The 26272-nt window shown below is 68.8% G+C and carries 18 protein-coding genes, 2 rRNA genes and 1 pseudogene (1 of these 21 only partly in view); 16 read left to right on the top strand and 5 right to left on the bottom strand.

Annotation, left to right across the window (positions count from 1 at the left end):
- The 10 genes and pseudogenes from I2W78_RS16470 to I2W78_RS16425 all read left to right on the top strand — a co-directional run.
- A 23S ribosomal RNA gene (locus I2W78_RS16470) occupies window positions 1-2715 on the top strand; it begins 405 nt to the left of the window's first position.
- 70 nt (window positions 2716-2785) lie between these two features.
- Window positions 2786-2902 (top strand): 5S ribosomal RNA (gene rrf, locus I2W78_RS16465).
- Between the two features lie 63 nt (window positions 2903-2965).
- Window positions 2966-3609, top strand: a pseudogene (locus I2W78_RS16460) (HAD family hydrolase).
- 66 nt (window positions 3610-3675) lie between these two features.
- The gene (locus I2W78_RS16455) at window positions 3676-4899 is read left to right on the top strand and encodes an MFS transporter (RefSeq protein WP_196460707.1); all 1224 of its coding nucleotides are present in this window, start codon (window positions 3676-3678) and stop codon (window positions 4897-4899) included.
- Complete coding sequence (locus I2W78_RS16450; protein ID WP_196460706.1) at window positions 4850-6025, top strand: acetoin utilization protein AcuC; 1176 nt, start codon at window positions 4850-4852, stop codon at window positions 6023-6025. Before I2W78_RS16455 ends, I2W78_RS16450 begins: the two co-directional genes overlap by 50 nt.
- A gap of 702 nt (window positions 6026-6727) precedes the next feature.
- The gene (locus I2W78_RS16445; RefSeq protein ID WP_196460704.1) at window positions 6728-7591 is read left to right on the top strand and encodes a phosphatase; all 864 of its coding nucleotides are present in this window, start codon (window positions 6728-6730) and stop codon (window positions 7589-7591) included.
- 134 nt (window positions 7592-7725) lie between these two features.
- Window positions 7726-7941, top strand: coding sequence for a helix-turn-helix domain-containing protein (locus I2W78_RS16440; RefSeq protein WP_141316280.1), 216 nt, complete (start codon window positions 7726-7728; stop codon window positions 7939-7941).
- Between the two features lie 154 nt (window positions 7942-8095).
- Window positions 8096-8194, top strand: a complete 99-nt coding sequence (locus I2W78_RS16435) for a 30S ribosomal protein bS22 (protein ID WP_003948845.1) — start codon at window positions 8096-8098, stop codon at window positions 8192-8194.
- Window positions 8195-8403: 209 nt separating this feature from the next.
- A complete protein-coding gene (locus tag I2W78_RS16430) occupies window positions 8404-9465 on the top strand; it encodes an NAD-dependent epimerase/dehydratase family protein (protein WP_196460702.1) in 1062 nt (353 codons plus the stop codon).
- Between the two features lie 14 nt (window positions 9466-9479).
- Complete coding sequence (locus I2W78_RS16425; RefSeq protein WP_196460701.1) at window positions 9480-10559, top strand: lysophospholipid acyltransferase family protein; 1080 nt, start codon at window positions 9480-9482, stop codon at window positions 10557-10559.
- Window positions 10560-10628: 69 nt separating this feature from the next.
- Here I2W78_RS16425 and I2W78_RS16420 read toward each other — a convergent pair whose 3' ends face one another.
- The 3 genes from I2W78_RS16420 to I2W78_RS16410 all read right to left on the bottom strand — a co-directional run bounded on the left by I2W78_RS16420 (window position 10629) and on the right by I2W78_RS16410 (window position 14423).
- Complete coding sequence (locus tag I2W78_RS16420; protein ID WP_196460700.1) at window positions 10629-11870, bottom strand: DUF5667 domain-containing protein; 1242 nt, start codon at window positions 11868-11870, stop codon at window positions 10629-10631.
- Between the two features lie 236 nt (window positions 11871-12106).
- Complete coding sequence (locus I2W78_RS16415; RefSeq protein ID WP_196460699.1) at window positions 12107-12877, bottom strand: ECF subfamily RNA polymerase sigma factor, BldN family; 771 nt, start codon at window positions 12875-12877, stop codon at window positions 12107-12109.
- Window positions 12878-13502: 625 nt separating this feature from the next.
- The gene (locus I2W78_RS16410; protein ID WP_196460698.1) at window positions 13503-14423 is read right to left on the bottom strand and encodes an HAD family hydrolase; all 921 of its coding nucleotides are present in this window, start codon (window positions 14421-14423) and stop codon (window positions 13503-13505) included.
- A 106-nt stretch (window positions 14424-14529) separates the two neighbouring features.
- Here I2W78_RS16410 and I2W78_RS16405 point away from each other — a divergent pair, with 106 nt between their 5' ends.
- The 5 genes from I2W78_RS16405 (at window position 14530) to I2W78_RS16385 (ending at window position 20226) form a co-directional block, all read left to right on the top strand.
- Window positions 14530-14817, top strand: coding sequence for a glutaredoxin family protein (locus tag I2W78_RS16405; protein WP_196460697.1), 288 nt, complete (start codon window positions 14530-14532; stop codon window positions 14815-14817).
- 279 nt (window positions 14818-15096) lie between these two features.
- Entirely contained in the window at window positions 15097-15861 is a 765-nt protein-coding gene (locus I2W78_RS16400; protein ID WP_196460696.1) for a redox-sensing transcriptional repressor Rex, read from the top strand.
- The gene (locus tag I2W78_RS16395) at window positions 15858-17567 is read left to right on the top strand and encodes a glutamyl-tRNA reductase (RefSeq protein WP_196460695.1); all 1710 of its coding nucleotides are present in this window, start codon (window positions 15858-15860) and stop codon (window positions 17565-17567) included. The genes I2W78_RS16400 and I2W78_RS16395 overlap by 4 nt, the downstream gene beginning before the upstream one ends.
- Window positions 17564-18523 (top strand): hydroxymethylbilane synthase, encoded by a 960-nt coding sequence (hemC, locus tag I2W78_RS16390; RefSeq protein WP_196460693.1) that lies wholly within the window; start codon window positions 17564-17566, stop codon window positions 18521-18523. The genes I2W78_RS16395 and hemC overlap by 4 nt, the downstream gene beginning before the upstream one ends.
- Window positions 18520-20226: a bifunctional uroporphyrinogen-III C-methyltransferase/uroporphyrinogen-III synthase gene (locus tag I2W78_RS16385; RefSeq protein WP_196460691.1), complete on the top strand. Its 1707-nt coding sequence runs from the start codon at window positions 18520-18522 to the stop codon at window positions 20224-20226. Before hemC ends, I2W78_RS16385 begins: the two co-directional genes overlap by 4 nt.
- Window positions 20227-20231: 5 nt before the next feature.
- On the opposite strand, the gene I2W78_RS16380 is transcribed toward I2W78_RS16385, so the two are convergent.
- Window positions 20232-21629, bottom strand: a complete 1398-nt coding sequence (locus tag I2W78_RS16380; RefSeq protein WP_196460689.1) for an FAD-binding oxidoreductase — start codon at window positions 21627-21629, stop codon at window positions 20232-20234.
- A gap of 254 nt (window positions 21630-21883) precedes the next feature.
- Here I2W78_RS16380 and hemB point away from each other — a divergent pair, with 254 nt between their 5' ends.
- Window positions 21884-22876 (top strand): porphobilinogen synthase, encoded by a 993-nt coding sequence (gene hemB / locus I2W78_RS16375; protein WP_196460687.1) that lies wholly within the window; start codon window positions 21884-21886, stop codon window positions 22874-22876.
- A 241-nt stretch (window positions 22877-23117) separates the two neighbouring features.
- Here the strand turns inward: hemB and I2W78_RS16370 are convergent, their stop codons facing one another.
- Window positions 23118-26252: a DNRLRE domain-containing protein gene (locus tag I2W78_RS16370; protein WP_307783702.1), complete on the bottom strand. Its 3135-nt coding sequence runs from the start codon at window positions 26250-26252 to the stop codon at window positions 23118-23120.
- Between the last annotated feature and the right edge of the window lie 20 nt (window positions 26253-26272).

The raw sequence follows: 26272 nt of genomic DNA, 5'->3' as shown, positions 1-26272 counted from the left end.
GAGGGTAAGACCCCCGTAGTCGAAACGTCAGCGGCTCGTTTGAGAGACACCCAAGTAGCACGGGGCCCGAGAAATCCCGTGTGAATCTGGCGGGACCACCCGCTAAGCCTAAATATTCCCTGGTGACCGATAGCGGATAGTACCGTGAGGGAATGGTGAAAAGTACCCCGGGAGGGGAGTGAAATAGTACCTGAAACCGTGTGCCTACAAGCCGTGGGAGCGTCGGATGCAGCTTGCTGTGTCTCGTGACTGCGTGCCTTTTGAAGAATGAGCCTGCGAGTTTGCGGTGTGTTGCGAGGTTAACCCGGGTGGGGTAGCCGTAGCGAAAGCGAGTCCGAATAGGGCGTTTCAGTAGCGCGCTCAAGACCCGAAGCGGAGTGATCTAGCCATGGGCAGGTTGAAGCGGAGGTAAGACTTCGTGGAGGACCGAACCCACCAGGGTTGAAAACCTGGGGGATGACCTGTGGTTAGGGGTGAAAGGCCAATCAAACTCCGTGATAGCTGGTTCTCCCCGAAATGCATTTAGGTGCAGCGTCGTGTGTTTCTTGCCGGAGGTAGAGCACTGGATAGGCGATGGGCCCTACCGGGTTACTGACCTTAGCCAAACTCCGAATGCCGGTAAGTGAGAGCGCGGCAGTGAGACTGTGGGGGATAAGCTCCATGGTCGAGAGGGAAACAGCCCAGAGCATCGACTAAGGCCCCTAAGCGTACGCTAAGTGGGAAAGGATGTGGAGTCGCACAGACAACCAGGAGGTTGGCTTAGAAGCAGCCACCCTTGAAAGAGTGCGTAATAGCTCACTGGTCAAGTGATTCCGCGCCGACAATGTAGCGGGGCTCAAGCGTACCGCCGAAGTCGTGTCATTGACACATGTACCTCCAACGAGGGTGTTGATGGGTAGGGGAGCGTCGTCTGCCGGGTGAAGCAGCCGCGTAAGCGAGTTGTGGACGGTTGACGAGTGAGAATGCAGGCATGAGTAGCGATACAAACGTGAGAAACGTTTGCGCCGATTGACTAAGGGTTCCTGGGTCAAGCTGATCTGCCCAGGGTAAGTCGGGACCTAAGGCGAGGCCGACAGGCGTAGTCGATGGATAACCGGTTGATATTCCGGTACCCGCTGTGAAGCGTCAAACACTGAGCATCGTGATGCTAAGGCCGTGAAACCGCCGTGTGCGTCTTCGGACAAGCACGGAGTGGTGGAGCCGCCGGACCAAGCGGTTAGTAGGTGAGTGATGGGGTGACGCAGGAAGGTAGTCCATCCCGGGCGGTGGTTGTCCCGGGGTAAGGGTGTAGGACGTCAGGTAGGTAAATCCGCCTGGCATGTGTCTGAGACCTGATGCCGAGCCGATTGTGGTGAAGTGGATGATCCTATGCTGTCGAGAAAAGCCTCTAGCGAGTTTCATGGCGGCCCGTACCCTAAACCGACTCAGGTGGTCAGGTAGAGAATACCGAGGCGTTCGGGTGAACTATGGTTAAGGAACTCGGCAAAATGCCCCCGTAACTTCGGGAGAAGGGGGGCCACATCCGGTGACGGCACTTGCTGCCGGAGCTGGGGGTGGCCGCAGAGACCAGCGAGAAGCGACTGTTTACTAAAACACAGGTCCGTGCGAAGCCGTAAGGCGATGTATACGGACTGACGCCTGCCCGGTGCTGGAACGTTAAGGGGACCGGTTAGCTCCATTTCGGTGGGGCGAAGCTGAGAACTTAAGCGCCAGTAAACGGCGGTGGTAACTATAACCATCCTAAGGTAGCGAAATTCCTTGTCGGGTAAGTTCCGACCTGCACGAATGGCGTAACGACTTCTCGACTGTCTCAACCATAGGCCCGGTGAAATTGCACTACGAGTAAAGATGCTCGTTTCGCGCAGCAGGACGGAAAGACCCCGGGACCTTTACTACAGTTTGATATTGGTGTTCGGTTCGGCTTGTGTAGGATAGCTGGGAGACTTTGAAACGCGGACGCCAGTTCGTGTGGAGTCGTCGTTGAAATACCAGTCTGGTCGTGCTGGATGTCTAACCTGGGTCCGTGATCCGGATCAGGGACAGTGTCTGATGGGTAGTTTAACTGGGGCGGTTGCCTCCTAAAGGGTAACGGAGGCGCCCAAAGGTTCCCTCAGCCTGGTTGGCAATCAGGTGTTGAGTGTAAGTGCACAAGGGAGCTTGACTGTGAGACCGACGGGTCGAGCAGGGACGAAAGTCGGGACTAGTGATCCGGCGGTGGCTTGTGGAAGCGCCGTCGCTCAACGGATAAAAGGTACCCCGGGGATAACAGGCTGATCTTCCCCAAGAGTCCATATCGACGGGATGGTTTGGCACCTCGATGTCGGCTCGTCGCATCCTGGGGCTGGAGTCGGTCCCAAGGGTTGGGCTGTTCGCCCATTAAAGCGGTACGCGAGCTGGGTTTAGAACGTCGTGAGACAGTTCGGTCCCTATCCGCTGTGCGCGTAGGAGTCTTGAGAAGGGCTGTCCCTAGTACGAGAGGACCGGGACGGACGAACCTCTGGTGTGCCAGTTGTTCTGCCAAGGGCATGGCTGGTTGGCTACGTTCGGGAGGGATAACCGCTGAAAGCATCTAAGCGGGAAGCCTGCTTCGAGATGAGGACTCCCACCCACTTGATGGGGTAAGGCTCCCAGTAGACGACTGGGTTGATAGGCCGGATATGGAAGCACGGTAACGTGTGGAGTTGACCGGTACTAATAGGCCGAGGGCTTGTCCTCAGTTGCTCGCGTCCACTGTGTTGGTTCTGAAACCACGAACAGCCGTTTCCGGTTGTCAGTTTCATAGTGTTTCGGTGGTCATAGCGTGAGGGAAACGCCCGGTTACATTCCGAACCCGGAAGCTAAGCCTTACAGCGCCGATGGTACTGCAGGGGGGACCCTGTGGGAGAGTAGGACGCCGCCGAACAATTATTGAAGAAATCCCCCGTGCCAGTCGGCACGGGGGATTTCTGCGTTTAGGGTCTAGAGCATGCGCTATGACCTGGTCATCTTCGACAACGACGGTGTTCTCGTCGACAGTGAGCCGATCTCCAACCGGCATCTGGCGGCCTACCTCACCGAGCTGGGGCATCCGACGACGTATGAGGACTCCATTCGGGACTTCATGGGATCCGCGATGCATCGGATCCATGAGTCGATCGAGGAGCGCACGGGGCGGCGGCTGCCGGCGGAGTTCGACGATGTCTTTCACGAGCGGGTCTTCGCCGCGTTCGAGCAGGAGTTGACGGCGGTGAGCGGCGCCGCCGAGGTGGTGGAGAAGCTGGCCGCGGAAGGAGTGCCGTACTGTGTGGCCTCCTCGGGGAGCCACGAGCGGATTCGGGTGGGACATCGGACGACCGGGCTGGATCGGTGGTTCGACGACGGACGGATCTTCAGCTCGCAGGATGTGGGGCGGGGGAAGCCGGCGCCGGATCTGTTCCTGTACGCGGCGGAGCGGATGGCGGTCGCGCCGGACAGGTGTGTGGTCGTCGAGGACAGTCCCTCGGGGTGCGGGCGGCCGTGGCGGCCGGGATGGATGTGTACGGGTTCACGGCCATGACGCCTGGCCACAAGCTGGTGGGAGCCACTGGACTCTTCTCCGAGATGGGGGAGTTGGCCGAGCTGCTCAGGTGAAGCTGAGGGAGATTCATCTTTGGCTGGATATACCCAGCGGTGCTCCGGGGCCCTACGCTCGCGGCCATGACTGATGTGCTGCGGCGCGGCAGGGCCTCGCTGGCATTCGGGTTCTTCACTCAGGGCGTTGCCTTCGCCCTGCTGGTGACGCGGATTCCGGCCATCCAGGACCGGTACGGCGTGTCCGACGCGCTGCTGCCGGCCTTCCTCGCCGCCGTGCCGGTACTGGCCGGTGTGGGGAGCGTGCTGACGGAGAGGCTGGTCAAGCGCGTACGGCCCAGTCGGGTGCTGCGATGGTCCCAGCCCGTTGTGCTCCTGGCGCTCCTCGGGGTGGGCGCGGGGGAGCGGATGGTCGAGCTGGCGGTTGCGCTGGCCGCGTTCGGGCTGGCCGTCGGTGCCCTCGACGCGTCGATGAACATGCTGGGCGTCAGCCTGCAACTGTCGTACGGGCGCAGCATCATGCTCGGCTTTCATGCCGCTTACAGCCTCGGCGGGATCTTGGGGGCCTCGCTGGCGTGGGTGGGGGCGCACTGGGAGCTGGCGTTGTTCGTGTCGTATCTGCCGGTCGTGGTGGTGCTGTTGCCGGCTGCTCTGGTGGGGAGTCGGTGGTACGTCGACGGGCGCGCCGGTGCTGCTTCCGGGACCGCTGTGGAGAAGGAGGGGCAGGCGGGGGGTGTCGTCTTCAAGGCGCTGCTGCCGTTGTGTCTCGTGATGACCTTCGCGTACATCGGGGACGCGACCGTCTCCAACTGGAGCGCGAAGTATCTGCAGGATGTGCTGGGGAGCTCGGAGCAGACGGCTACGGTCCCGTACAACGTCTATATGGTCACCACGCTGGTGGGGCGGTCGCTGGGGGACTTCGGGGTGCGGCGGTTCGGGGCCGTGGCGGTTGTGCGGGGTGGGGCGGTCGTGGCGGCGGTGGGGTTCGCGGTGGTGGCGGGGGCGCCCGGGGCGTGGGTGGGCACGCTGGGGTTCACGCTGCTGGGGCTGGGGTTGTGCGTGCTGGTGCCGCAGACGTTCGCGGCGGCGGGGCGGCTCTTTCCTGGGGCTTCGGATGTGGCCGTTGCGCGGCTGAATGTATTCAATTATGTGGGTTTTCTGATCGGTTCGCCGTTGGTGGGGGCGTTGGGGGATGCCTGGAGCTATCGCGGTGCGATGCTCGTGCCGATGGTGTTGGTGCTGGTGACACTCGTGTACGCCAGGTCGTTCGCCGCTCAACCGGACCGATACGGTGGCGGGCATGAGCGGCCGCGCACAGCTGATGTGGGACGAGGCAGTAACGGGCTATGACTTCGGGCCGGACCATCCGATGGATCCGGTCCGGCTGGCGTTGACCCGGAGACTGGTCGAGGCGTTCGGGCTCGATCGCGAGATGGATGTCGTGGCGGCCAAGGCGGCGGGGGAGTCCACTCTGCGGCTCGTTCACCGGGAGGACTACATCGCGGCGGTGAAGGCCGCGTCGGTGGATCCGCGGGCGGCCGACCAGTCGTATGGGCTGGGGACGTTGGACGATCCGGCGTTCGCCGGGATGCATGAGGTGTCGGCTCTTATCGCCGGGCAGTCGGTGGGGGCGGCGGAGGCTGTGTGGCGCGGGGAGGCGCTGCACGCGGTGAACTTCGCGGGTGGGCTGCATCATGCGATGCCGGCGGGGGCTTCGGGGTTCTGTATTTACAACGACGCCTCGCTGGCCATTGCCCGGTTGCTGGAACTGGGGGCGGAGCGGGTCGCTTATGTGGACGTCGATGTGCATCACGGGGACGGGGTGCAGGCGGCGTTCTGGGAGGATCCGCGGGTTCTGACGATTTCGTTGCACGAGCATCCGCGGACGTTGTTTCCGCAGACCGGGTGGCCGGAGGAGACGGGAGCCGAGGGGGCCGCGGCGGGGTCGGCGGTGAATGTGGCGCTGCCGGCGGGGACGGGGGACGCCGGGTGGTTGCGGGCGTTTCTTGCGGTGGTGCCGGAGCTTGTTGCCGAGTTTCGGCCGCAGGTGTTGGTGACTCAGCACGGGGCCGATACGCATTTCGAGGATCCGTTGGCGCATTTGGCGGTCTCTCTGGATGCGCAGCGGGCTGTGCAGGTTGCCTGCCATGAGTTGGCGCACAAGTACGCCGGGGGGCGTTGGGTGGCGTTGGGTGGGGGTGGATACGCGGTGGTTGATGTGGTGCCGCGGTCCTGGACCCACCTGGTGGGGATTGTGGCGGGGCGGGAGGTGGCGCCCGAGGCGATGGTTCCCGAGGAGTGGCGGCAGGAGGTTTTTGCTCGGACTCGGCAGTTGGCGCCCGTGCGGATGACTGATGGGCGGTGGCCGGTGTCGTGGGGGGACTGGGAGGCGGGGTACGACCCTGCGGATCGGTTGGATCAGGCTGTGTTGGCCACTCGGCGGGCTGTGTTTCCGCTGCGGGGGTTGTTGGCGTAGGGCTGCTGGTCAGCTGAGGTCGGGTGCGGCTGGGCGGGGGTGGGGTCGCTCGCCCGCGCGGGCGGGGTGCCGCTGCGCCCACCCGTGCCGCCCCAGCGGCACGACTGCCCGCAGCTATGGCGAGACGGCGGTTGCGGCGGCGCGGTGGCTCCGGCGGCGCGGCGGACGGCGTTGCAGCTATGGCGAGACGGCGGTTGCGGCGACGTGCGGCTGGGCGGGGGTGGGGTCGCTCGCCCGCGCGGGCGGGGTGCCGCTGCGCCCACCCGTGCCGCCCCAGCGGCACGACTGCCCGCAGCTATGGCGAGACGGCGGTTGCGGCGACGTGCGGCTGGGCGGGGGTGGGGTCGCTCGCCCGCGCGGGCGGGGTGCCGCTGCGCCCACCCGTGCCGCCCCAGCGGCACGACTGCCCGCAGCTATGGCGAGACGGCGGTTGCGGCGACGCGGTGGCTGCGGCGGCGCAGCGGACGGCGTTGCAGCTATGGCGAGACGGCGGTTGCGGCGACGCGGTGGCTGCGGCGGCGCGGCGGACGGCGTTGCAGTAGTGGGGACGTGCGGTTGCGGCGGTTGGGCGGCAACCCGGCCACCTCGCATCGCCAACCCCCATTACGCCAACCCCCATTACGCCAACCCCCATTACGCCAACCGAGCCCCCTTCCCCCATTCCCACCCCACCCCCACCCCGCCATCCGTCACCATCCCCCCATGCCCACCGACCCCACCCACCGGGTCCACCGAGCCCACCGAGTCCCCAGAGCTCCCCGAGCCCGCCTTCGATCTCACCTCCTGGCCGCCCGGCTGGCCGGTCCCGTTGCCACCTCTCGGGAAGAGAGCCTGCGGAGTTATCGGGCCTTCGCGGCGCGCGATCCTCGCCTTCTGATCGGGATTGATCCTGAACAGGCCTGGACTGAGCGGGATTTGATCGGGTTGATGGCGGACAAGTGTGGGGTATCCGGAGATCCGAGATGCGTTTCTGGTCAGGATGTGATCGACCCGGAGCTGACCCTCGCCGCCTTGGAGGCGTTCTCGGAACGGCTCGCCGTGGTCGCGCAGCGTGGTGCACCCGTGTTGCTCGGGACCGGTCACCCGCACCGGCTGCTCGGTTTCTACGGCGCCTTGGCGGACGCCCTGTCGGCGGCCGGATGTGCTGTCCTCACCCCGGCGCAGGGTCGCTCTGTCGACATAACGACTAGGTTCGGCCTACGCACGTACGACCTTGATTACGTACGAGGCGTCGCGCTGGTGCGGGAACCCGGCGCCCCCGGCTCCGGTTGTGCGACCGGCGCACACACCCATTCCCCCCTCCCGGTTCGCACCGTTCTGGCCGCGATCGCCGAGGCCGGCGGGACCCTCCCGGAGCTGGTCATCGGGGACCACGGATGGGTCTGCGGAGCAGGTCAGCTGGGGTTCGAGGCGATCGGGCTGGCCGACACGGACGACCCCGCGCCGTTCGTCGGCGAGGCCGAGGGGCGGGTGTCCGTGGTCGTTCCACTTGATGACGCTGTGCGGTCTGATTACTACCGGCCGCTTACCCGCTACGTACTCAATCGGGCGTGTCTGTCACAGTAGGCCGCCGATGGGTGCACCTCTTCCCCACTCGCATCACCCGCCCCTACATTGGGGAGTGAGCACGCAGCGACGAAGAGTCACCGGAAGGGGAAGCCGGTGGCCGTCGAGTCGAGTGCGGAAGGTTCAGGTGTGTCATGGCTGCAGCTGGAGATCAGAGGCCTCTGAGTGAGGTTCAGTTCCTTACCGTGGCGGAGGTCGCCTCGGTGATGCGAGTGTCGAAGATGACCGTGTACCGGTTGGTGCACAGCGGTCATCTGCCCGCGATCCGGGTGGGGCGGTCCTTCCGCGTCCCCGAGAACGCGGTTCACGAGTACCTCCGCGACAGCTATGTGGGGGTGGAAACCGCCTGACGGCGATTCGGGGAGATCGAGCTCAGGGCGTTTTCGATCTCCCCGTGCACCTCGATTACGACCTCAGCGCTCGGGCGGGTAGGCTAGCCCCTCGTAGGTCGTGTGGGCCCATGGCGCCCAAACACCGAGTGATGAGAAGTGAGCGAGGGTAGTCGTGGGCTCTGTTATCAAGAAGCGGCGCAAGCGGATGGCCAAGAAGAAGCATCGCAAGCTGCTCAAGCGCACGCGCGTTCAGCGTCGTAACAAGAAGTAACGACGCACCGTAACGTCGCGAAAGCGTGACTGTGGCCCCCCACCCCGTCCGGTGGGGGGCCACACGCATTTCACCGTGGCCCGGGTACGAGCGTGTTTTCTCGTCACTTGGTGCAGCGGGCGGTCATCACAGCGCAACGCCAAGCCGCTAAGTTGACCGCAGACGGGGAACTCGGCAACGGTACGAGGGCTGGAAGGAAGGCGCGGATCTTGGGCAAGGTCGTGCTCGTGACCGGAGTGGCCCGTCAGCTGGGGGGCCGGTTCGTACGACGGATCCAGCGGGACCCGGAAGTCGATCGGGTCGTCGCCGTGGACGCGGTACCGCCCGAGCATCACCTGGGTGGCGCGGACTTCATTCGGGCGGACATCCGGCAGCCCACCATCGCGCGCGTGCTGGCCGAGACGGCCGCCGACACGGTCGTCCACATGGACGTCACCGCGACCGCGCTGGGCAGCGGCAACCGGGCCACGGTCAAGGAGACCAACGTCATCGGGACGATGCAGCTGCTCGGCGCCTGCCAGAAGTCCCCGACCGTACGGCGGCTGGTGGTGAAGTCCAGCACCAACGTCTACGGCTCGGCGCCCCGCGACCCGGCCGTGTTCAGCGAGACCACCCCGCCCAAGTCGCTGCCCAGCGGCGGCTTCGCCAAGGACACGGTGGAGGTCGAGGGCTACGTACGGGGGTTCGCGCGCCGCCGGCCGGACGTGGCGGTGTGTGTGCTGCGGTTCGCCAACATCCTGGGCCCCAGCGCCGACTCACCGCTCGCCTCGTACTTCTCGCTACCTGTCCTGCCGACCGTCTTCGGTTACGACCCCCGGCTGCAGTTCGTGCACGAGGACGACGTGATCGAGGTGCTGCGGATCGCCTCGCACGAGCCGCGCCGGGGCACCCTCAACAGCGGCACCTTCAACATCGCCGGCGACGGCGTCCTGCTGCTCTCCCAGTGCTCCCGGCGGCTCGGCCGCCCCACCCTGCCGCTGCTGCTGCCCGCCGTCACGTGGGCCGGCTCGCTGGTGCGTACCCTGGGCATGACGGACTTCTCACCCGAGCAGATCCGGCTGCTGACCCATGGCCGGGTGGTGGACACGACCCAGATGCGCGAGACGCTGGGTTTCCAGCCGAAGTACACCACCGCGGAGACGTTCGCGGACTTCGCGCGCAGCCGCGGACCCGGACTCCTGCCGCCCGAGGCCCTTGCGGGGGCCGTCGACCGGATCGCCGCCCTGCCCGTCGCGGGCGGCGGCAACCCCCCGACGCAGAGCGCCAACTGAGGAGCGCATCAACGATGGCGGACGCCAAGGTCATTCCGTTCGACGACGACCGGTCCCGTGGGAACGCCGTGCAGCGGCCGCCTCGCCGTGGCCGGAGCGGGGGGAGCCGGCGCCCCGGTGGGGAGCCCGCGCGGGTCGGTGAGATGGGCGAGGTCCAGCCCCTGCCCAGCCGGGCGCGTGCGCAGGAAGATGTCCCCGTGCCCCACGAGGAACAACGGCCGGACGAGCCCGAGCAGCAGCCGCTCCTGGACGAGGGCGGCCTGGAGAAGCGGGTCGCCGCCGGCCTCTCCTTCCTGCGCCGCCGCCTCACCGGCGACTACGAGGTCGACGACTTCGGTTACGACGCCGAACTCACCGACCACGTCCTGATGTCCCTGCTGCGCCCGGTGTACGAGAAGTACTTCCGGGTCGATGTGAAGGGCGTCGAGAACATCCCGTCCGAGGGCGGCGCCCTGATCGTCGCCAACCACTCCGGCACGCTCCCGCTGGACGGCCTGATGATGCAGGTCGCCGTGCACGACCACCACCCGGCCGGCCGCCACCTCCGCCTGCTCGCCGCCGACCTGGTCTTCGTCCTGCCGGTCGTCAACGAACTCGCCCGCAAGCTGGGGCACACCCTCGCCTGCGCCGAGGACGCCGAACGCCTCCTCGGCCAGGGCGAGCTGGTCGGCGTCATGCCGGAGGGCTTCAAGGGCATCGGCAAGCCCTTCAGCGAGCGCTACAAGCTCCAGCGCTTCGGTCGCGGCGGCTTCGTCTCCACCGCGCTGCGCCAGGGCACGCCGATCATCCCGTGCTCGATCGTCGGCGCCGAGGAGATCTACCCGATGCTCGGCAACGCGAAGACCCTCGCGCGTCTCCTGGGCTTCCCGTACTTCCCGCTGACTCCCACGTTCCCGTGGCTGGGCCCGCTCGGTGCGATCCCGCTGCCCACCAAGTGGACGATCCAGTTCGGCGAGCCGATCCCCACGGACGGCTATCCGCCGGAGGCGGCCGAGGACCCGATGCTGATGTTCAACCTGACCGACCAGGTCAGAGAACAGATCCAGCACACCCTCTACAAGCTGCTGGTGCAGCGCCGCTCGGTCTTCTTCTGACCACACCGGACATACGACGACGGGGGCGCCCCTCGCAAGGGACGCCCCCACAGCCGTACCGCCCGCAAACTACTCGGCGTCCTCGGCATCGAGGCCGAGCCCGGGCAGCAGCCCCGGGAGCAGTGGTGGAACGGTGACGTCGGGCTCGGTCGTCGGTGGCTTGGTCTGCGACGGGGAGGCGCTGCCGAGGTCCGTCGGTGGGTCGAGCAGGCCGCCCGTGTTACCGCCCAGCAGGCCCTCGATCTCGCCGCCGGTCTCGGCCGAGCGGCTCGGGCCGTCGCTGCCGGTCTCGTCGCCGTCGGAGGAGCCGCTGCCGCTGCTGGGTGCCGTGGAGCCGCGCCCGGACTCGGTGGCGCCGGTGGCCGGCCCGCTGTCGGAGCCGCGCCCGCTGCTGTCACCCTGGCTGCCGCCCTGGGCGGGGGGCTGCGGAAGCAGGGACTGCAGCGGGGCGACTTCCTGGTCTATGGCGTCGAACACCGACGACACCTGCTCACTGACGTCTCCGAGCTGCACCGGAAGCCGCTCGCGCAGGGCGCCCCAGGCCTCGCGGTGCGAGCGGGAGAAGGCGGAGAGGGCCTGGATGGGGTCCAGCGACTCGGGGTCGCGTTCGTAGGCCGCAGTCAGCAGCCGGTGTCCCTCGGAGGCGTCGTGCGTCATGCCGGACAGGGCACGGCGGATCTCGCCGAGCGACTCGTGGTCGAGGTGGCCGCCGCGGCCGCGCTCCATCAGCCGACGAGCCTCGCTCAACCGGGTGGACGCCTGGTCGAGGAATACCTGCCCGCGCTCGTCGTCCCCATCCGCCAGGCCGCGTTTGAAGTCCTCGATGCCGCGCTTGAGCCCGTACAGCGAGTCGCCGGGCAGGGCGTCCCCGCTGGCGGCGGCGACTCCGCCGAAGGCACTGGCGGCGACACCCACGCTGAGCCCGCCCGCGGTGAGGCCCTTGGCCAGTCGCGTACGCGGACGCAACTTGCCCAGCGGCGTGGCCCGGTGGGCGCCACGGCCCCGCGCGGAACGCTGCTCGGGCACCGCGGAATCGGACGTTGTCGCCCCGCCGCCCTCCTGCAGCATGGCCTCGAACTGGGCCACCAGCTGCGCCCTCTGGACGACCTTGACCTCGGGATCCAGCTCCGGCTTGGGCAACGCGCCAAGACCGGCCGTCAGGGCCAACAGGCGGCCCTGCTCGGTCGGTTGTTCCGCAGCAGCCGGGGCCGACTCCTCGGACTGCTCGGCCGCCGTGCCCCGCTCGGACTGCTCCTCCAGGGCCTGGGCGAAGGCGTTCGCCCGCCGGTGCGCCGATACGTTCGCGATCACTGGCGGCACCTCCTCTCGTCATGACGGTCGACTCCCCAGGGGGTCCTGAGGGTTGCACGCCCCGGCCACAACCACACGATCGAGGGATCGGAGTCGGCCAGGGAGTGACCACAGGGAGCCTGCATCCCGCACAACGAGCGGCGCGGCACTTGGGTTACGGACGGAGGAGGAACGGACGGCGAAGTCAACGGTCTTTCACCGATGGTGAGTTGGGGATAGCGGAGTGTGTACGGCGCTCAGCGTGCGTCGTCGGGAAGGAGACGGGCGAGGGTGCGCACGGCGCGGTACTGGAGGGTCTTGATGGCGCCCTCGTTCTTGCCCATCACGCGGGCGGTCTCGGCGACGGAGAGGCCCTGGAGGAAGCGGAGCGTCACGCACTCCTGCTGCTGTGGGTTGAGCCGCCGGACCGCGTCCAGCAGGGCGGCGTTGGAGAGGGACTCCAGCACGGAGTCCTCGGGCGAGCGCTCGACCTCGTTGGCGTCGAGCATTTCGCCGGTGGTCACTTCCAGCCGGAACCGACTGGACTTGAAATGGTCGGCGACCAGATTCCGCGCGATGGTGACCAGCCATGCCCCGAAGTCGCGGCCCTGCCAGGTGAACGTGCCGATCCTTCTGAGCGCCCGCAGAAAGGTCTCGCTGGTCAGATCCTCGGCGGTCGCCTTTCCTCCCACCCGGTAGTAGATGTACCGGTACACGGTGTCGCTGTACTGGTCGTAGAGCCGGCCGAAGGCATCGGCCTCACCGGCCTGGGCGCGCTCCACGAGGTCCATCATCCGGGCGCTGTCGCTGTCGGCGGCCGGACGGCGTGCGGTGGCCGCTCCGGCCGAGCGGCCTCGTCTGCCGACCGCGGCGCTGCCGTCGGCCAGTGCGTAGCACGGGCCGACCGGCGCGGCGGTGGTGAATGCGGGGACGGCGTACGCGGTGGGGACGAAGCCGCGCAACAGGTCTTGGACCGTTGCGCGCAGCGTAGCCAGGCCCGAGGCGTCAACCCCGACGTGTGGGTACACGGGACTCCCAGAGGCAGAGCTTCCATCACGTGCAGTACGGGACCTTTCACCCGTCGTAGCGACGAGAGGGGTACCGGTTTGCGTCTGAGGAGAATAACGCTTCGTGCAGGCGCTGCTACGCCCAGTTGCTCAAATCATCGATTACGTCGCTTCTGTAACCGATTGACGGCCGATCAAGTGCCGCATAGTGACAGCTTGTTGATCGATTGGGCTCGACTTCGGGGTCGGTAAGGGGCGTGTTGTGGCCGGGTGCGGATGAGGGGACTGCGAGGTGCGCGCCGTGGGTACAGGGTCTGGATTGGCCCCCGTTTCGAATGTGCCCCACGTTGCACCAGACCCCGGGCGTGGCGGCCCCGCGCGCTGCGGCTGAAGCGGAGGGCACTGCCGCGGCTTACGGGTACCGGCTGCCCGCACCCAGATGTAAGCCGCACTCGCCCACGCACGGAAGGGGCCGTGTCGGGGGGTGTCCGCCCGCAGCGGTTGGCGCGTCAACACGGGGGCGTTGGTAAGTGACCGATTCCGCGCCGTTCCGAGGACGGACACCCCCCGACACGGCCCCGCCCCACCACCCGGCGTCAGGCGCTACAGCAACCCCCACCAAACCCGAGCAGGCCCGCCGCAGGCGCTACCGCCGGCGGCGATGGAGTGCGATGGCCGCCGCGGTACCACCCGCCACCGCCCCCACCCCAGCCGCAGCCGGAATCCCGACCTTCGCCGCCTTGCGCCCGGTCCGGTAGTCCCGCAGGCGCCAGTCCTTCTCCCGGGCGTGCTTGCGCAGCTTGCTGTCGGGATTGATGGCGTACGGATGCCCCACCAGAGACAGCATCGGAATGTCGTTGTGCGAGTCGCTGTACGCGGCGCAGCGCGAGAGGTCCAGCCCCTCCGCCGCCGCCAGCGCACGCACCGCCTCCGCCTTCGCCGGCCCGTGCAACGGCTCGCCCACGAGCTTGCCCGTGTACACGCCGTTCACCGACTCCGCCACGGTCCCGAGCGCACCCGTCAGCCCCAGCCGCCGCGCGATCACCTGTGCGATCTCCACCGGCGCGGCCGTCACCAGCCACACCTTCTGCCCGGCGTCCAGGTGAGCCTGCGCCAGCGCCCGAGTCCCCGGCCAGATCCGCTCGGCCATGTACTCGTCGTAGATCTCCTCGCCGATCGACTGGAGCTCGGCCACCCGATGCCCCTTGACGATCGACAGCGCCGACTCCCGCACGTCCTGCATGTGGTCCGGATCCTCGAACCCGGCCAGCCGGAACCACGCCTGCTGCCACGCGAACTTCGCGAGATCACGGGTCTCGAAGAACTTCCGCTTGTACAGCCCCCGCCCGTAGTGGAACAGCGCGGCACCCTGCATCACGGTGTTGTCGAGGTCGAAGAACGCGGCGGCCTTCTCGTCGCCGCGCACGGGAAACTCCGGCTCCTCGCCGACTGCGGCGACGGAGGTGTCCTGTGTCTTGCGCGCGGCCTCCGCCGCGGCCTCGCCTGCCAACACGCTCCGCGCCGTGGCGGAGCGCCTACGGGGAGTGAGCCATCCGAGAGCGGCCATGGCGTGAGCATAGCCATTTTGTTCGGAGCTTCCGGAGTCGAGAGGTTGGAACGCCGTGAACTCTCCGCGACCGGGCCGTTAAACAACCGCGTGTCGCGGCGCGAGAATGGCCGGCATGAGCCCGATTTTCCGCCGCAGGAAGCCCGCCGCGCCGCACGACCGCCTCGTCACCCTCATCGGCAAGCCCGACTGCCACCTGTGTGAGGACGCCCAGCAGGTGATCGAGAAGGTCTGCGCCGACCTCGGCGTGCCGTGGGAGCGGAAGGACATCACCCAGGACAAGGAACTCCACGACAAGTACTGGGAACAGATTCCGGTCGTCCTGGTGGACGGCGCGCAGCACACGTTCTGGCGGGTGAACGAGGCCCGCCTCCGCAAGGCACTCACCGAGTAGCTCGCCGAGCGCCTCACCGGGTAACAGGGCGCTCACCTTGGCTTAGGATCGACGAGATCTGGTCTCGGGGGCGGGAACTTTTCAGGAGAGTGTTCGATTGTGGCCCCCCTGTCGCCACCTGCGCCGTCGCCCGGCGGACCGCGCGTGACCCCGGTCACGTTGGCCGGGCAAATCGGACACCATCTTTGTGCACGCGTTCACAAAGACATAGCCTGCATTCGACGGGGCGGTCCGGGGACGTATGACCGCCTGCAGCCCCGCTCTACCCGCAGGAGCACCGTGGCAACTGGCCGAACTCACCGACCGGCGACCCGTAGCCGAGGGATTCCCGAGGCCACCGTCGCCCGTCTTCCGCTGTATCTCCGAGCCCTGACGGCGCTGTCGGAGCGCTCGGTACCCACGGTCTCGTCCGAGGAACTGGCGGCCGCGGCCGGGGTCAACTCCGCGAAGCTCCGCAAGGACTTCTCCTACCTCGGCTCCTACGGCACTCGTGGTGTCGGTTACGACGTCGAGTATCTCGTCTACCAGATCTCCCGCGAACTCGGCCTCACCCAGGACTGGCCGGTTGTGATCGTCGGTATCGGTAACCTCGGCGCCGCGCTCGCCAACTACGGCGGTTTCGCCTCCCGCGGCTTCCGGGTCGCCGCGCTCATCGACGCCGACCCCGCGCTCACCGGCCGCGCGGTCGCCGGGATCCCCGTGCGGCACACCGACGACCTGGAGAAGATCATCCAGGACAACGGCGTGTCGATCGGCGTGATCGCGACCCCCGCGGGCGCCGCCCAGCAGGTGTGCGACCGTCTCGTCGCCGCCGGTGTCACCTCCATCCTGAACTTCGCGCCGACCGTGCTGTCCGTGCCGGACGGCGTCGACGTGCGCAAGGTCGACCTCTCCATCGAGCTGCAGATCCTCGCCTTCCACGAGCAGCGCAAGGCCGGCGAGGAGGCCGCGACCCCCGACGGCGGCGGCCCGGCCGCCGTCACGCGCAAGGAGTCCGCCGACAAGGGGCCAGACGGGGACGTACCCGCCGTGATGCCGGCATGAGTCTGCTCGTCGTCGGACTGAGTCACCGCAGCGCACCGGTCAGTGTGCTGGAGCGGGCCGCGCTGAGCGCGGACGCCCAGGTCAAGCTGGTGCAGGACACGGTCGCCGCCGAACCGGCCGCCGAGGCCGCGGTGCTCGCCACCTGCAACCGCATCGAGCTGTACGCCGACGTGGACAAGTTCCACGCCGGTGTCGCCGAGCTGTCCACGCTCCTCGCCCAGCACAGCGGGGTCGGTCTGGACGAGCTCACGCCGTACCTCTACGTGCACTACGAGGACCGCGCCGTCCACCACCTGTTCTCGGTGGCGTGCGGGCTGGACTCGATGGTCGTCGGCGAGGGGCAGATCCTCGGCCAGATAAAGGATTCGCTGGCCCGCGCGCAGGAGCTGCACACCGCCGGGCGGCTGCTGAACGACCTGTTCCAGCAGGCGCTGCGGGTCGGCAAGCGCGCCCACACCGAGACCGGCATCGACCGCGCCGGGCAGTCCCTGGTCACCTTCGGTCTGGAGCAGCTGGCCTCCGGCGGGGCCGTGGAGAAGTGGGCGCGGGGCAAGAAGGCGCTGGTCATCGGCGCCGGGTCGATGTCGTCGCTGGCGGCCGCGACGCTGGCGCGGGCCGGGGTCGGCGAGGTCGTCATCGCCAACCGCACCTTCGACCGCGCCGAGCGCCTCGCGCAGATCCTGAACCAGGCCGACGACACGGACGTGTCGGCCCGGGCGGTACCGATGGAGTCGGTACGGGCCGAGCTGACACGTGCCGACATCGCCGTCTCCTGCACCGGCGCCACCGGCCTGGTCCTGTGCGCCGAGGAGATCGCCGGCGCGGTCGAGGGCCGTACCGGCCGACCCGCGCGGGTGGAGGAGGCCGCCGGGGAAGCCCGTACGGCGCCGATGACGGACGTACGGCAGACGCCGCTGCCGCCCACCTCGGTGGGTGCCGACGAGAACTGCCCGCTGGACCTGACCACTCCCGGCTTCTCCGTGATGGGCGAGGCCGCCGTGGCCGGGATGGACGCGGCGACGCTGGAGCAGCACGCCGCGTGGGCCGCCGGCAGCGCGGTCGAGCGGCGGGAGGCGGCGCGCCGGGCGCCCGAGGTGGAGCCCGAGCTGATCAGTGCGCTGGCCGCGACGGCGGCCACCGTCGGCCGGGTCCCAGAGCTCCGCAAGCCCGAGCCGGTCGCCGAGGTGCCGCGCCCCGAGCCGGTGCTGTTCCTGCTCGACCTCGCGATGCCGCGGGACATCGACGCGGCCGTGCACCGGCTGGCCGGGGTGCGGCTGGTGGACATCGAGTCGCTGGCGGAGGCGTCCGCGGACGCTCCGATGGCGGCCGACGTCGACGAGGTCCGGCGTATCGTTTCGGACGAGGTGGCGGCGTTCGGGGCCGCCCTGCGGGCCGCGCACATCACGCCGACCGTGGTCGCGCTGCGGACGATGGCCGCCGATGTCATGGCGAGCGAGATCGCCCGGCTGGACGGGCGGCTGCCCGGTCTGGACGACAAGCAGCGCGGCGAGATCCGGCAGGCCGTGCACCGGGTCGTCGACAAGCTGCTGCACGCGCCGACCGTACGGGTCAAGCAGCTCGCGGCCGAGCCCGGCGGCGCCGGGTACGCGGACGCGCTGCGGACCCTGTTCGACCTCGACCCCGAGACGGTGGCCTCCGTCTCCCGGGCCGAGGACAGCACCGAGAAGAACCGAGGGTCACGATGAGTGAGAAGGCGCTCAGGCTGGGGACCAGGCGGAGCAAGCTCGCCATGGCCCAGTCCGGGCAGGTGGCGGAAGCCGTGAGCCAGGTGACCGGACGGCGTGTCGAGCTCGTCGAGATCACCACGTACGGCGATGTCTCGCGCGAGCACCTCGCGCAGATCGGCGGCACCGGTGTGTTCGTGACCGCGCTGCGGGACGCGCTGCTGCGCGGTGACGTCGACTTCGCGGTGCACTCGCTGAAGGACCTGCCGACCACGCAGCCCGAGGACCTGGTCCTGGCCGCCGTACCGCTGCGCGAGGACCCGCGGGACGTGATCGTCGCCCGGGACGCGCTGAAGTTCACCGACCTGCCGCGCGGGGCGCGCATCGGCACGGGTTCGCCGCGCCGGATGGCGCAGCTGAACGCGTACGCGCGCGGGCACGGGCTGGACATCGAGACGGTGCCGATCCGCGGCAACGTCGACACCCGGATCGGGTACGTCCACAAGGGCGAGCTCGACGCCGTCGTGCTGGCCGCCGCCGGACTGCACCGGATCGGCCGGATCGACGAGGTGACCGACTTCCTGTCGGTCGACACGGTTTTGCCCGCCCCCGGCCAGGGGGCACTGGCGATCGAGTGCGCCGCGGACAACGCGGACCTGATCGCCGCGCTCGGAGAGCTCGACGACCCGTTCACGCGGGCCGCCGTGACTGCCGAGCGCTCACTGCTCGCCGCCCTGGAGGCCGGCTGCTCCGCCCCTGTGGGGGCGCTGGCCGACCTGTTGGCCGACGGGCAGATTGTCAAGGAAATGCGCCTGCGGGGCGTCGTCGGCACGACCGACGGCACCCGGACGGTGCAGCTGTCCACCACCGGTCCCGTACCCGAGACGCACGAGGGGGCTGTGGCATTCGGCCGCGAACTCGCCGCCGAGATGCTCGCCCAGGGCGCGGCCGGTCTGATGGGGGAGCGAGCACATTGAGCCCCACCACCCTTCCCGCCGCCGGTCCGGAACACGGGCACGTCACCTTCCTCGGTGCCGGACCCGGGGATCCGGGACTGCTGACTCTGCGCGCCGTCGAGGCGCTGGCGAACGCGGATGTACTCGTCGCCGAGCACGAGGTGCTCGACGTGGTACGTACGCACGCCAGGCCGGGCGTCGCCGTCGTGAACACGGAGCCGGGTCCTTCTTCGGACCTCGGTCCGGGCACGGGCACGCCTCAGCTGACGGTTGTTGACGGCGCGTCAACAACCGTTGGTGCCCCCGCTGTGAGGGATGCCGCACATCTTGTCATGGAGGCCGCGCGGGGCGGCAGGCGGGTCGTCCGTGCGGTGTCCGGGGACCCGGGACTAGATACGTACGCCGCCGAGGAAATGCTCGCCTGCGCCGCGGCGGGTGTTCCGTTCGAGGTCGTGCCCGGTGTCGCGGCCGCGGTCGGGGTGCCGGCGTATGCCGGTGTGCCGTTGCGGGACGCGCAGGGTGCGGATGTGCGGTTCGTGGACGCGCGGACGGCTTCCGATCGGTGCTGGACGGAGGTCGGGGCGTCGGACGGGACGGTGGTCGTGTCGACGACGCTCGATGCGGTGGCCGCGGCTGCGGGTGAGCTGGTGTCGGCGGGGCGTAAGCCGGATACGCCGATGACCGTGACTGTCGCGGGTACGACGACGCGGCAGCGGACGTGGACGGCGACGCTGGGGACGATCGCGCAGACGTTGAAGCAGGCGAAGGTGCTGCCGTCGCCCGAGGGTGGGCGGCCTGTGATAGCCGTGGTCGGGGAGCGATCCGCCGCGGCTCAGCGGGAGCAGTTGTCGTGGTTCGAGTCCAAGCCGTTGTTCGGCTGGAAGGTGCTCGTGCCGCGGACCAAGGAGCAGGCGGCTTCGCTTTCCGACCAGTTGCGGTCGTACGGGGCCGTGCCGCATGAGGTGCCGACGATCGCTGTCGAGCCGCCGCGGACGCCTCAGCAGATGGAGCGGGCGGTCAAGGGGCTGGTGACGGGCCGTTATGAGTGGATCGCGTTCACCTCGGTGAACGCGGTGAAGGCGGTTCGGGAGAAGTTCGAGGAGTACGGGCTGGATGCTCGGGCCTTCGCGGGGATCAAGGTCGCGGCGGTGGGGGAGCAGACGGCCAAGGCGCTGGTTGCTTTTGGTGTGAAGCCGGATCTGGTGCCGAGTGGGGAGCAGTCGGCGGCTGGGTTGTTGGAGGACTGGCCGCCGTACGACCCGGTGTTTGATCCGATTGACCGGGTTTTCCTGCCTCGGGCTGATATCGCTACTGAGACGTTGGTGGCGGGGTTGATCGAGCTGGGGTGGGAGGTCGATGACGTCACGGCCTACCGCACGGTCCGTGCCTCGCCGCCTCCGGCGGAGACCCGCGAGGCCATCAAGGGTGGCGGCTTCGACGCGGTCCTCTTCACGTCCTCGTCGACGGTCCGGAACCTGGTCGGCATCGCGGGCAAGCCGCACAACGTGACTGTGATCGCCTGTATTGGTCCTGCTACGGCGAAGACTGCCGAGGAGCATGGGCTCCGGGTGGATGTGATGGCTCCGGAGCCGAGCGTGCACAAGCTGGCGGAGGCGCTCGCCGACTTCGGGATGCGGCGGCGGGCGGCGGCTGTGGAGGCCGGGGATCCGGTTACTCGGCCCAGTGAGCGGCGGCCGGGGGCTCGGCGGAGGCGGACGACGTAGGGAGGTTACGCCGCCGGCGGCACCGCGTGGCCGAAGCGGAGCAGGTTCTGTGGGTCGTACGTCGCCTTCGTGTGGCGCAGGCGGTCGTAGATCTCCGGGGTCCAGGCTCGGGCCCGGTCGAGTGCGTCGCCCGGCCTGCCGTGGACGTTGACCATGGTGAGGCCGGTGCCGTACGGGGCCATCGCGGTGTGGAGGGCCCGGGTGGCCGTCTCCACCGCCCCGGCGGCCTCGGGGTCGGCCGGGACTCCGATCGTCTCCATGAAGTAGGCGGCGTCCCGGGCGCAGACCGCGTCCTCGGTGTGGGCCGGGCGGGACAGGGCGGCGCCCAGGTGGCGGAGTTCGACCATGCGGAGCGGGTAGTCCGACCGTGCCGTCGGGCCGCAGGCGTGGAGGAACGCGGAGAGCGCCTTTGGGGGCAGGGCCTGCAGCAGGGCGCAGGACTCCCTCACGGGGAGGGGGTCCTGCGGCTCTATGTAGACGTGGTCCATGTCCGTGCAGGGGATGTCCGCCACCGTGTCCAGGAGCACCGGTGCCGCGGTTCGGAGCGGGGCCAGGAGCCTCTCGCCCTCGTCCGGGTCGCCGGGCCAGGCGATCGCGACGCGGGCGAGGAAGCCGCCGCCCAGCGGATCGGGCTCAGGGGTGTCCGGCATCGGCGGCAGGCGCAGGATGTCGTAGGTGCTGCACATCTCGTCGGGGACCGTGGTGGTCCACTCCCTCCAGGTACGCAGCAGCGGCTCCGCCTGCTCGCCGGGGCAGTGGATGCCGCCGCCCAGGAGGCGGGTGAGGGGGACCAGATCGGTGACGAGTTCGGTGACCACGCCCACGTTGCCCTGGCCGCCGCGCAGGGCCCAGAACAGGTCCGGTTCCTCGGTGGGGGCGGCCAGGCGCTGGATTCCGTCGGGGGTGACCACGTTGAAGGAGCGGACCAGGTCGGAGGCGTATCCGTAGGCCCGGCCGAGGATCGGGAGGCCGCCGCCGAGGGTGAAGCCGACCACGCCGACGTCGGTGGACGTGCCGGTGAGGATGGTGAGGCCGTGCGGGGCGGCCGCGTCCAGGGCGTGCCGTGCCTTTGCGCCCGCGGCGATGGTGGCGGTGCGCTGTCGTGCGTCGACGTGTACGTCGGTCATCCGTGAGGTGTTGATCAGCAGGCCGTGGTCGACGGGGAAGTTCGCGCCGTGGCCGGTCGCCTGGACGGCGACGGGGGTGTGGGTGGCTGCCGCCCAGCGCATGGCGGCCACGATGTCGTCAGCGCCGGTCGCCCCGACGACGAGGTCGGGAGTGTGGGGTGCGGCCAGGTTGAAGCCGGCCAGTTCGGTGGTGTAGCCGGGGTCGGTGGGGCGCAGGACCGGGCCGTGGATGTCGGACAGGGCGAACAGGTCGGGGATGGCGTGGGGCGAACTCATCGCGTTCTCCCGGTACTCCGCGTTCTCCGGCTGCGAAGGAAGGGCGGCGGCCGCACTCGGGCGGCGTCGCCGGTCGGGGCGTGGGGTACGTCGGACCGGTGGGTCGCGGCGGGAGAGCGGCCGTCGGGTCCTGTGATCCTCTGTCCCTTTCAGGATGGACCTGGGGTGCGGTGGGCGCACGGCGGGGAAGGAAGGGGCGGACCCCGACTACGCGTCGGCAAAGGCGGGGGCCGGGCGGGCGTAGCGTAGGGCGTATGACGAAGTACGGATCCTTTCCCGGTACGCGTCCTCGGCGGCTGCGCACCACTCCCGCCATGCGGCGCATGGTCGCCGAGACCCGGCTGCATCCGGCCGACTTCATCCTGCCCGCCTTCGTGCGTGAGGGCGTGAGTGAGCCGGTGCCGATCGCGGCGATGCCGGGGGTCGTGCAGCACACACGGGACAGTCTGAAGAAAGCGGCTGTGGAGGCGGTGGAGGCCGGGGTCTCCGGGATCATGCTCTTCGGGGTGCCGGAGGAGTCGAAGAAGGACGCGGTCGGGACACCGGGGACCGATCCGGACGGCATCCTGCAGGTGGCCATCCGGGATGTGCGCGGCGAGGTCGGGGACGATCTGCTCGTGATGTCCGATCTGTGCCTCGACGAGACGACCGACCATGGTCACTGCGGCGTGCTGGACGAGCGGGGGCGGGTCGACAACGACGCCACCCTGGAGCGGTACGCCGAGATGGCGCAGGTGCAGGCCGATGCGGGGGCTCATGTGGTGGGTCCCAGCGGGATGATGGACGGACAGATCGGGGTCGTCCGGGACGCGCTCGACCAGATCGGGCGGGAGGATGTGGCGATCCTCGCCTACACCGCCAAGTACTCGTCCGCCTTCTACGGGCCCTTCCGGGAGGCGGTGGCGTCCTCGCTGAAGGGTGACCGGAAGACCTACCAGCAGGATCCGGCCAACTGGCGTGAGTCCCTGCGGGAGTTGGCGCTCGACCTGGAAGAGGGCGCCGACATGGTGATGGTCAAGCCCGCCGGACCCTACCTCGACGTTCTGGCCCGCGTCGCGGACGCCGCGGATGTACCGGTGGCCGCGTACCAGATCTCCGGCGAGTACTCGATGATCGAGGCCGCCGCGGAGAAGGGCTGGGTCGACCGGGACCGGGCGATCCTGGAGACGCTGACCGGGATCAAGCGGGCCGGGGCGCAGAACATCCTCACCTACTGGGCCACCGAGGCGGCACAGAAGCTGCGCTGAGCCGTCCCCTCTGGTGCCGCCGCCTCCGTCAGAGCCGTGGGCGGGGCCCGCGACGGGCACCGGCAGCGGGGCGAAGGTGAGGTCTTGAACCGGGGATCGCCGGTCTTCGGGTCGGTCACGGCTGTCGTGCGTCGCGCGCTTCTCTGCAGAGTGAGCGTGGAGGGGGCCGAGAGCGGAGACGGCCGGGCCCCGGCCGCCCCGCAGGGGGACCGGGGCCCGGTGGAACCGGTACCGCGCGATGTCAGCCGAAGGACTTGACCACACTCCAGTCCGACGTCATGACGACCTTCACGGGGGCGTTCGTGTTGGTCCTGGAGGGGTGGTAGATCCGTATCTGGCCGTCGGAGCCGGATCGGGCCCAGATGTCGGGGATGTTGTCGCCGTTGACGTCGGGGATGCCGAGGGCCGTCGACACGTTGGCCTCGGTCCAGTTGGTTCCGTAGGACACGTCTCCGTTGAGGGAGTTGCTCGCCAGCTTGAGCGAGGTGAGGTCGACGCTGCCGCTGACGGCGCCGGGCTTGCCGTGGCGGACGTACATGTTGCCGTTGTCCAGGTTGCGCCACAGCAGGTCTGGGGTGTTGTCCCCGTTGATGTCGGCGACGTTGACGATGTCCCGTCGGTCCCAGGAGCTGTTGTGCATCTGCGTGGCCGTCTGGAAGGTCGCACCGGTGTAGCCGGACAGCGTCCAGAACGAGGCGCCGGTCCGCAGGAGCAGGTCGGGCAACTTGTCGCCCGTGATGTCGCCGACGGCCTTCATCTGCGTCCAGGTCGAGGGCGCCGGGGTGCCCTGGGGGAGGCGGACCCTGAGCCGCTTGTCGACGTCGAAGCTGCCGTAGCCGTCACCGGGGTACATCCAGAAGGTGCCGTCGGGGGTGACGGCGAACAGGTCGGTCATGCCGTCGCCGGGGTAGGTGTCCGCGTAGTGGGTGATCAGCGCGGCCTTGCCGGTGTCCGGGTCGTACCAGTGGCCCGACGGGTGCAGCTTCTTGTCCGAGGTGTACGAGGCGCCCAGGCAACTGTTCAGCTCGCCGTCGGTGCTTCCGGGGCAGCTGTACAGGTTGCCGCTGGACCACACCATCAGCAGGTCGGCGATGCCGTCGCCGCCGGTGTCGCCAGGGGCGTCGGCCTTGTCGCGCGGCGGGACGTAGAAGGTGTGGCTCGAGTGGGCGCTCCGGTTGCCGTACTGGTCGTAGGCGTACACGCTCACCGTGGTGGGGCCCGCGTGCAGTGGTCTGAGGTCGGCGATGGTGGCGCTGCCGTTGGTGGCGTTCACGTATGTCCAGTTCAGGCCCTCGATGGAGTACTGGAACTTCGTCGCGCCCTCGGAGGTGAAGGTGATGGCGCCGGTCTCACCGAACTTGACCTTCGCCCAGGTCTGGCCGTCGGAGGTGGCGCTGGGGAAGTCGTCGCTCTCGATCGTGGGCTGCGGCGGGGCGCTGGCGTCGATGGTGATCCGGCAGGGATCGGTGCCCGGCGGGAAGTATGACGAGACCAGGCCGCCGGAGTCCTCCGCGCGCACGTCCCACGAGTAGGTGGCCTTGTCCTCCAGCGGGAACGTGGAGGGAATGGGCAGCGTGGCGGTTCCGCCGGAGTTCGGGGTGACCAGGGTGCCGGACGGGACGGTGCCGCCGGTCTTCCAGAAGCGGAAGCGCAGCTTGCTGAGGTTGCCGTCGGGGTCCTTGGCGTTCGCCGACAGCACGATGTTGGTCTTGCCGACGGTCACGCCCGCGCTCCCGACCTCGCAGGGGCCGCCGGGCGTGGACTTGCCGCCCGTGGGCTCGTACGGCTTGCGGTTGTAGTCCACCTCCAGCGTCGCCGAGGTCGCCCGGAACTTCCGCCAGGTCTGGGTGTCGGACTCGCTGGTCGCGCGCATGCCGAAGGTGATGGTCGACCAGCCGCTGTCCGCGCCCTGCTGGGCGGCGGTCTTCACGTTGAACGACTCGTACTCGTCCGGGCAGGAGCTGGAGGACCAGCCGTGCGCGAACGACTTCTTCTGCAGCTGCGTCGACCAGCTCGGCTGCTTGTTCCAGGTCGTGCCGGACGAGATCGACCCGGTCAGCCAGAACTGGAACTCGCGACTGGTGCAGGACCAGGAGTGGTTGTTGAGCACCTTGAAGGTCGCGGAGGAGATCGTCGCGCCCTTCAGGCTGCTGCTGTAGCCCATCCGCCAGAAGGAGCGGGCGGTGCCGTTCGTGTCGTCCTCGTGGCCGACGCGGGCGTCGGAGGTGCCGGAGCTGAAGTTGGTGCCGTTCCAGAAGCTGGTGTTCGGGTACGGCTTGTACGCCGTCGTCCACGCCTTCCAGCCACTGTTGAGCGTCGGGTCGACGAACACCGGGAAGCGGACGTCCTCGTCGGTGAGCAGGCCGGTCTCGGCGACCCGCAGATCGAGCCGGGCCGTCCCCGTCCTGTCGCCCTCCAGGTGGATCGGCATCGGGGCCTGGTGCGCGCCCGGCTCGATGCCACTCAGGCCGGACAGCTTCAGCACGTCGGCCGGTGTGGCGACCGAGGTGCGCGGCGCGGACCGGCCCTCGGGCAGTTCCGGGTCACGGCCGCTGGAGTCCCAGGCGAAGGGGGTCGGCACGGAACCGATCTCCTTGCCGTCCCGGTCGAGCACCAGGACCCGCCCGGCGGTCTCGTCGTGCTGGAACACGGCCGTCTTCGAGCGCAGTCCGTACGACACCGTCGCGAGCGCCGCGTTCTGTGCGGCCTCCTCGGTCTTGACGACGAGCAGCTGCGCGAAGCCGCCCTCCTCGCGGGCGACCAGCAGCAGGTCGATGCCCGGCAGTACCTCGGAGTACAGGGCGCGCGGGCCGTCCAGCACCGGCTCGGGCAGCGTTCCCGGCCAGGTGTAGGCGACGGTGTGACCGTCGATGTCCGTCTCGGCCAGCACGGTTTCCTGAACGGCCTGACCGTCCGTCAGCGGCCTGCGCTGGTACGACCGGTCGGCGCGGGCTTCCGTGCCGGGTGTGCCGCTGGAGAACCGAACCGGCGTCGCGGGGTTGGCCGGCCGGATGCCGAGGCCGTTGGCGTCCTCCGTCCGCTTCAGTCGGTTGTCGATCGGCGCCCATTTGCCCTCGGCGTTCTTCGCCCGCTGGGGAAGGGCGCTGATCCGGGTGCGCAGCCGGCCGTTCGGCTGGGCCCAGGTCAGCGAGGTGGCGGTGGTCGCCGTGTCGACGAGCACCTGCTTCTTGGTGCGCCGGGCCTCGGCCGCGGCGGCGGCCTCGTCACGAGGCGCGGTCCCCGCCTGTTTCGCGTCGGTCGCCTTGCGCGCCTGTGATTCCGATGGTTCGTCAGGCTGCAGCCAGGGCAGCAGGGCGGTGGTCAGGGCGGCCAGAACCAGGCCGAGCGTGAGTGTCAGCCGGGTGCGCGTGCGCACGAAGGGGCTGAGAAAACGAG

Source organism: Streptomyces spinoverrucosus (assembly GCF_015712165.1).
Lineage (GTDB): Bacteria > Actinomycetota > Actinomycetes > Streptomycetales > Streptomycetaceae > Streptomyces > Streptomyces spinoverrucosus_A.
This window is presented reverse-complemented; position numbering and strand designations above follow the sequence as displayed.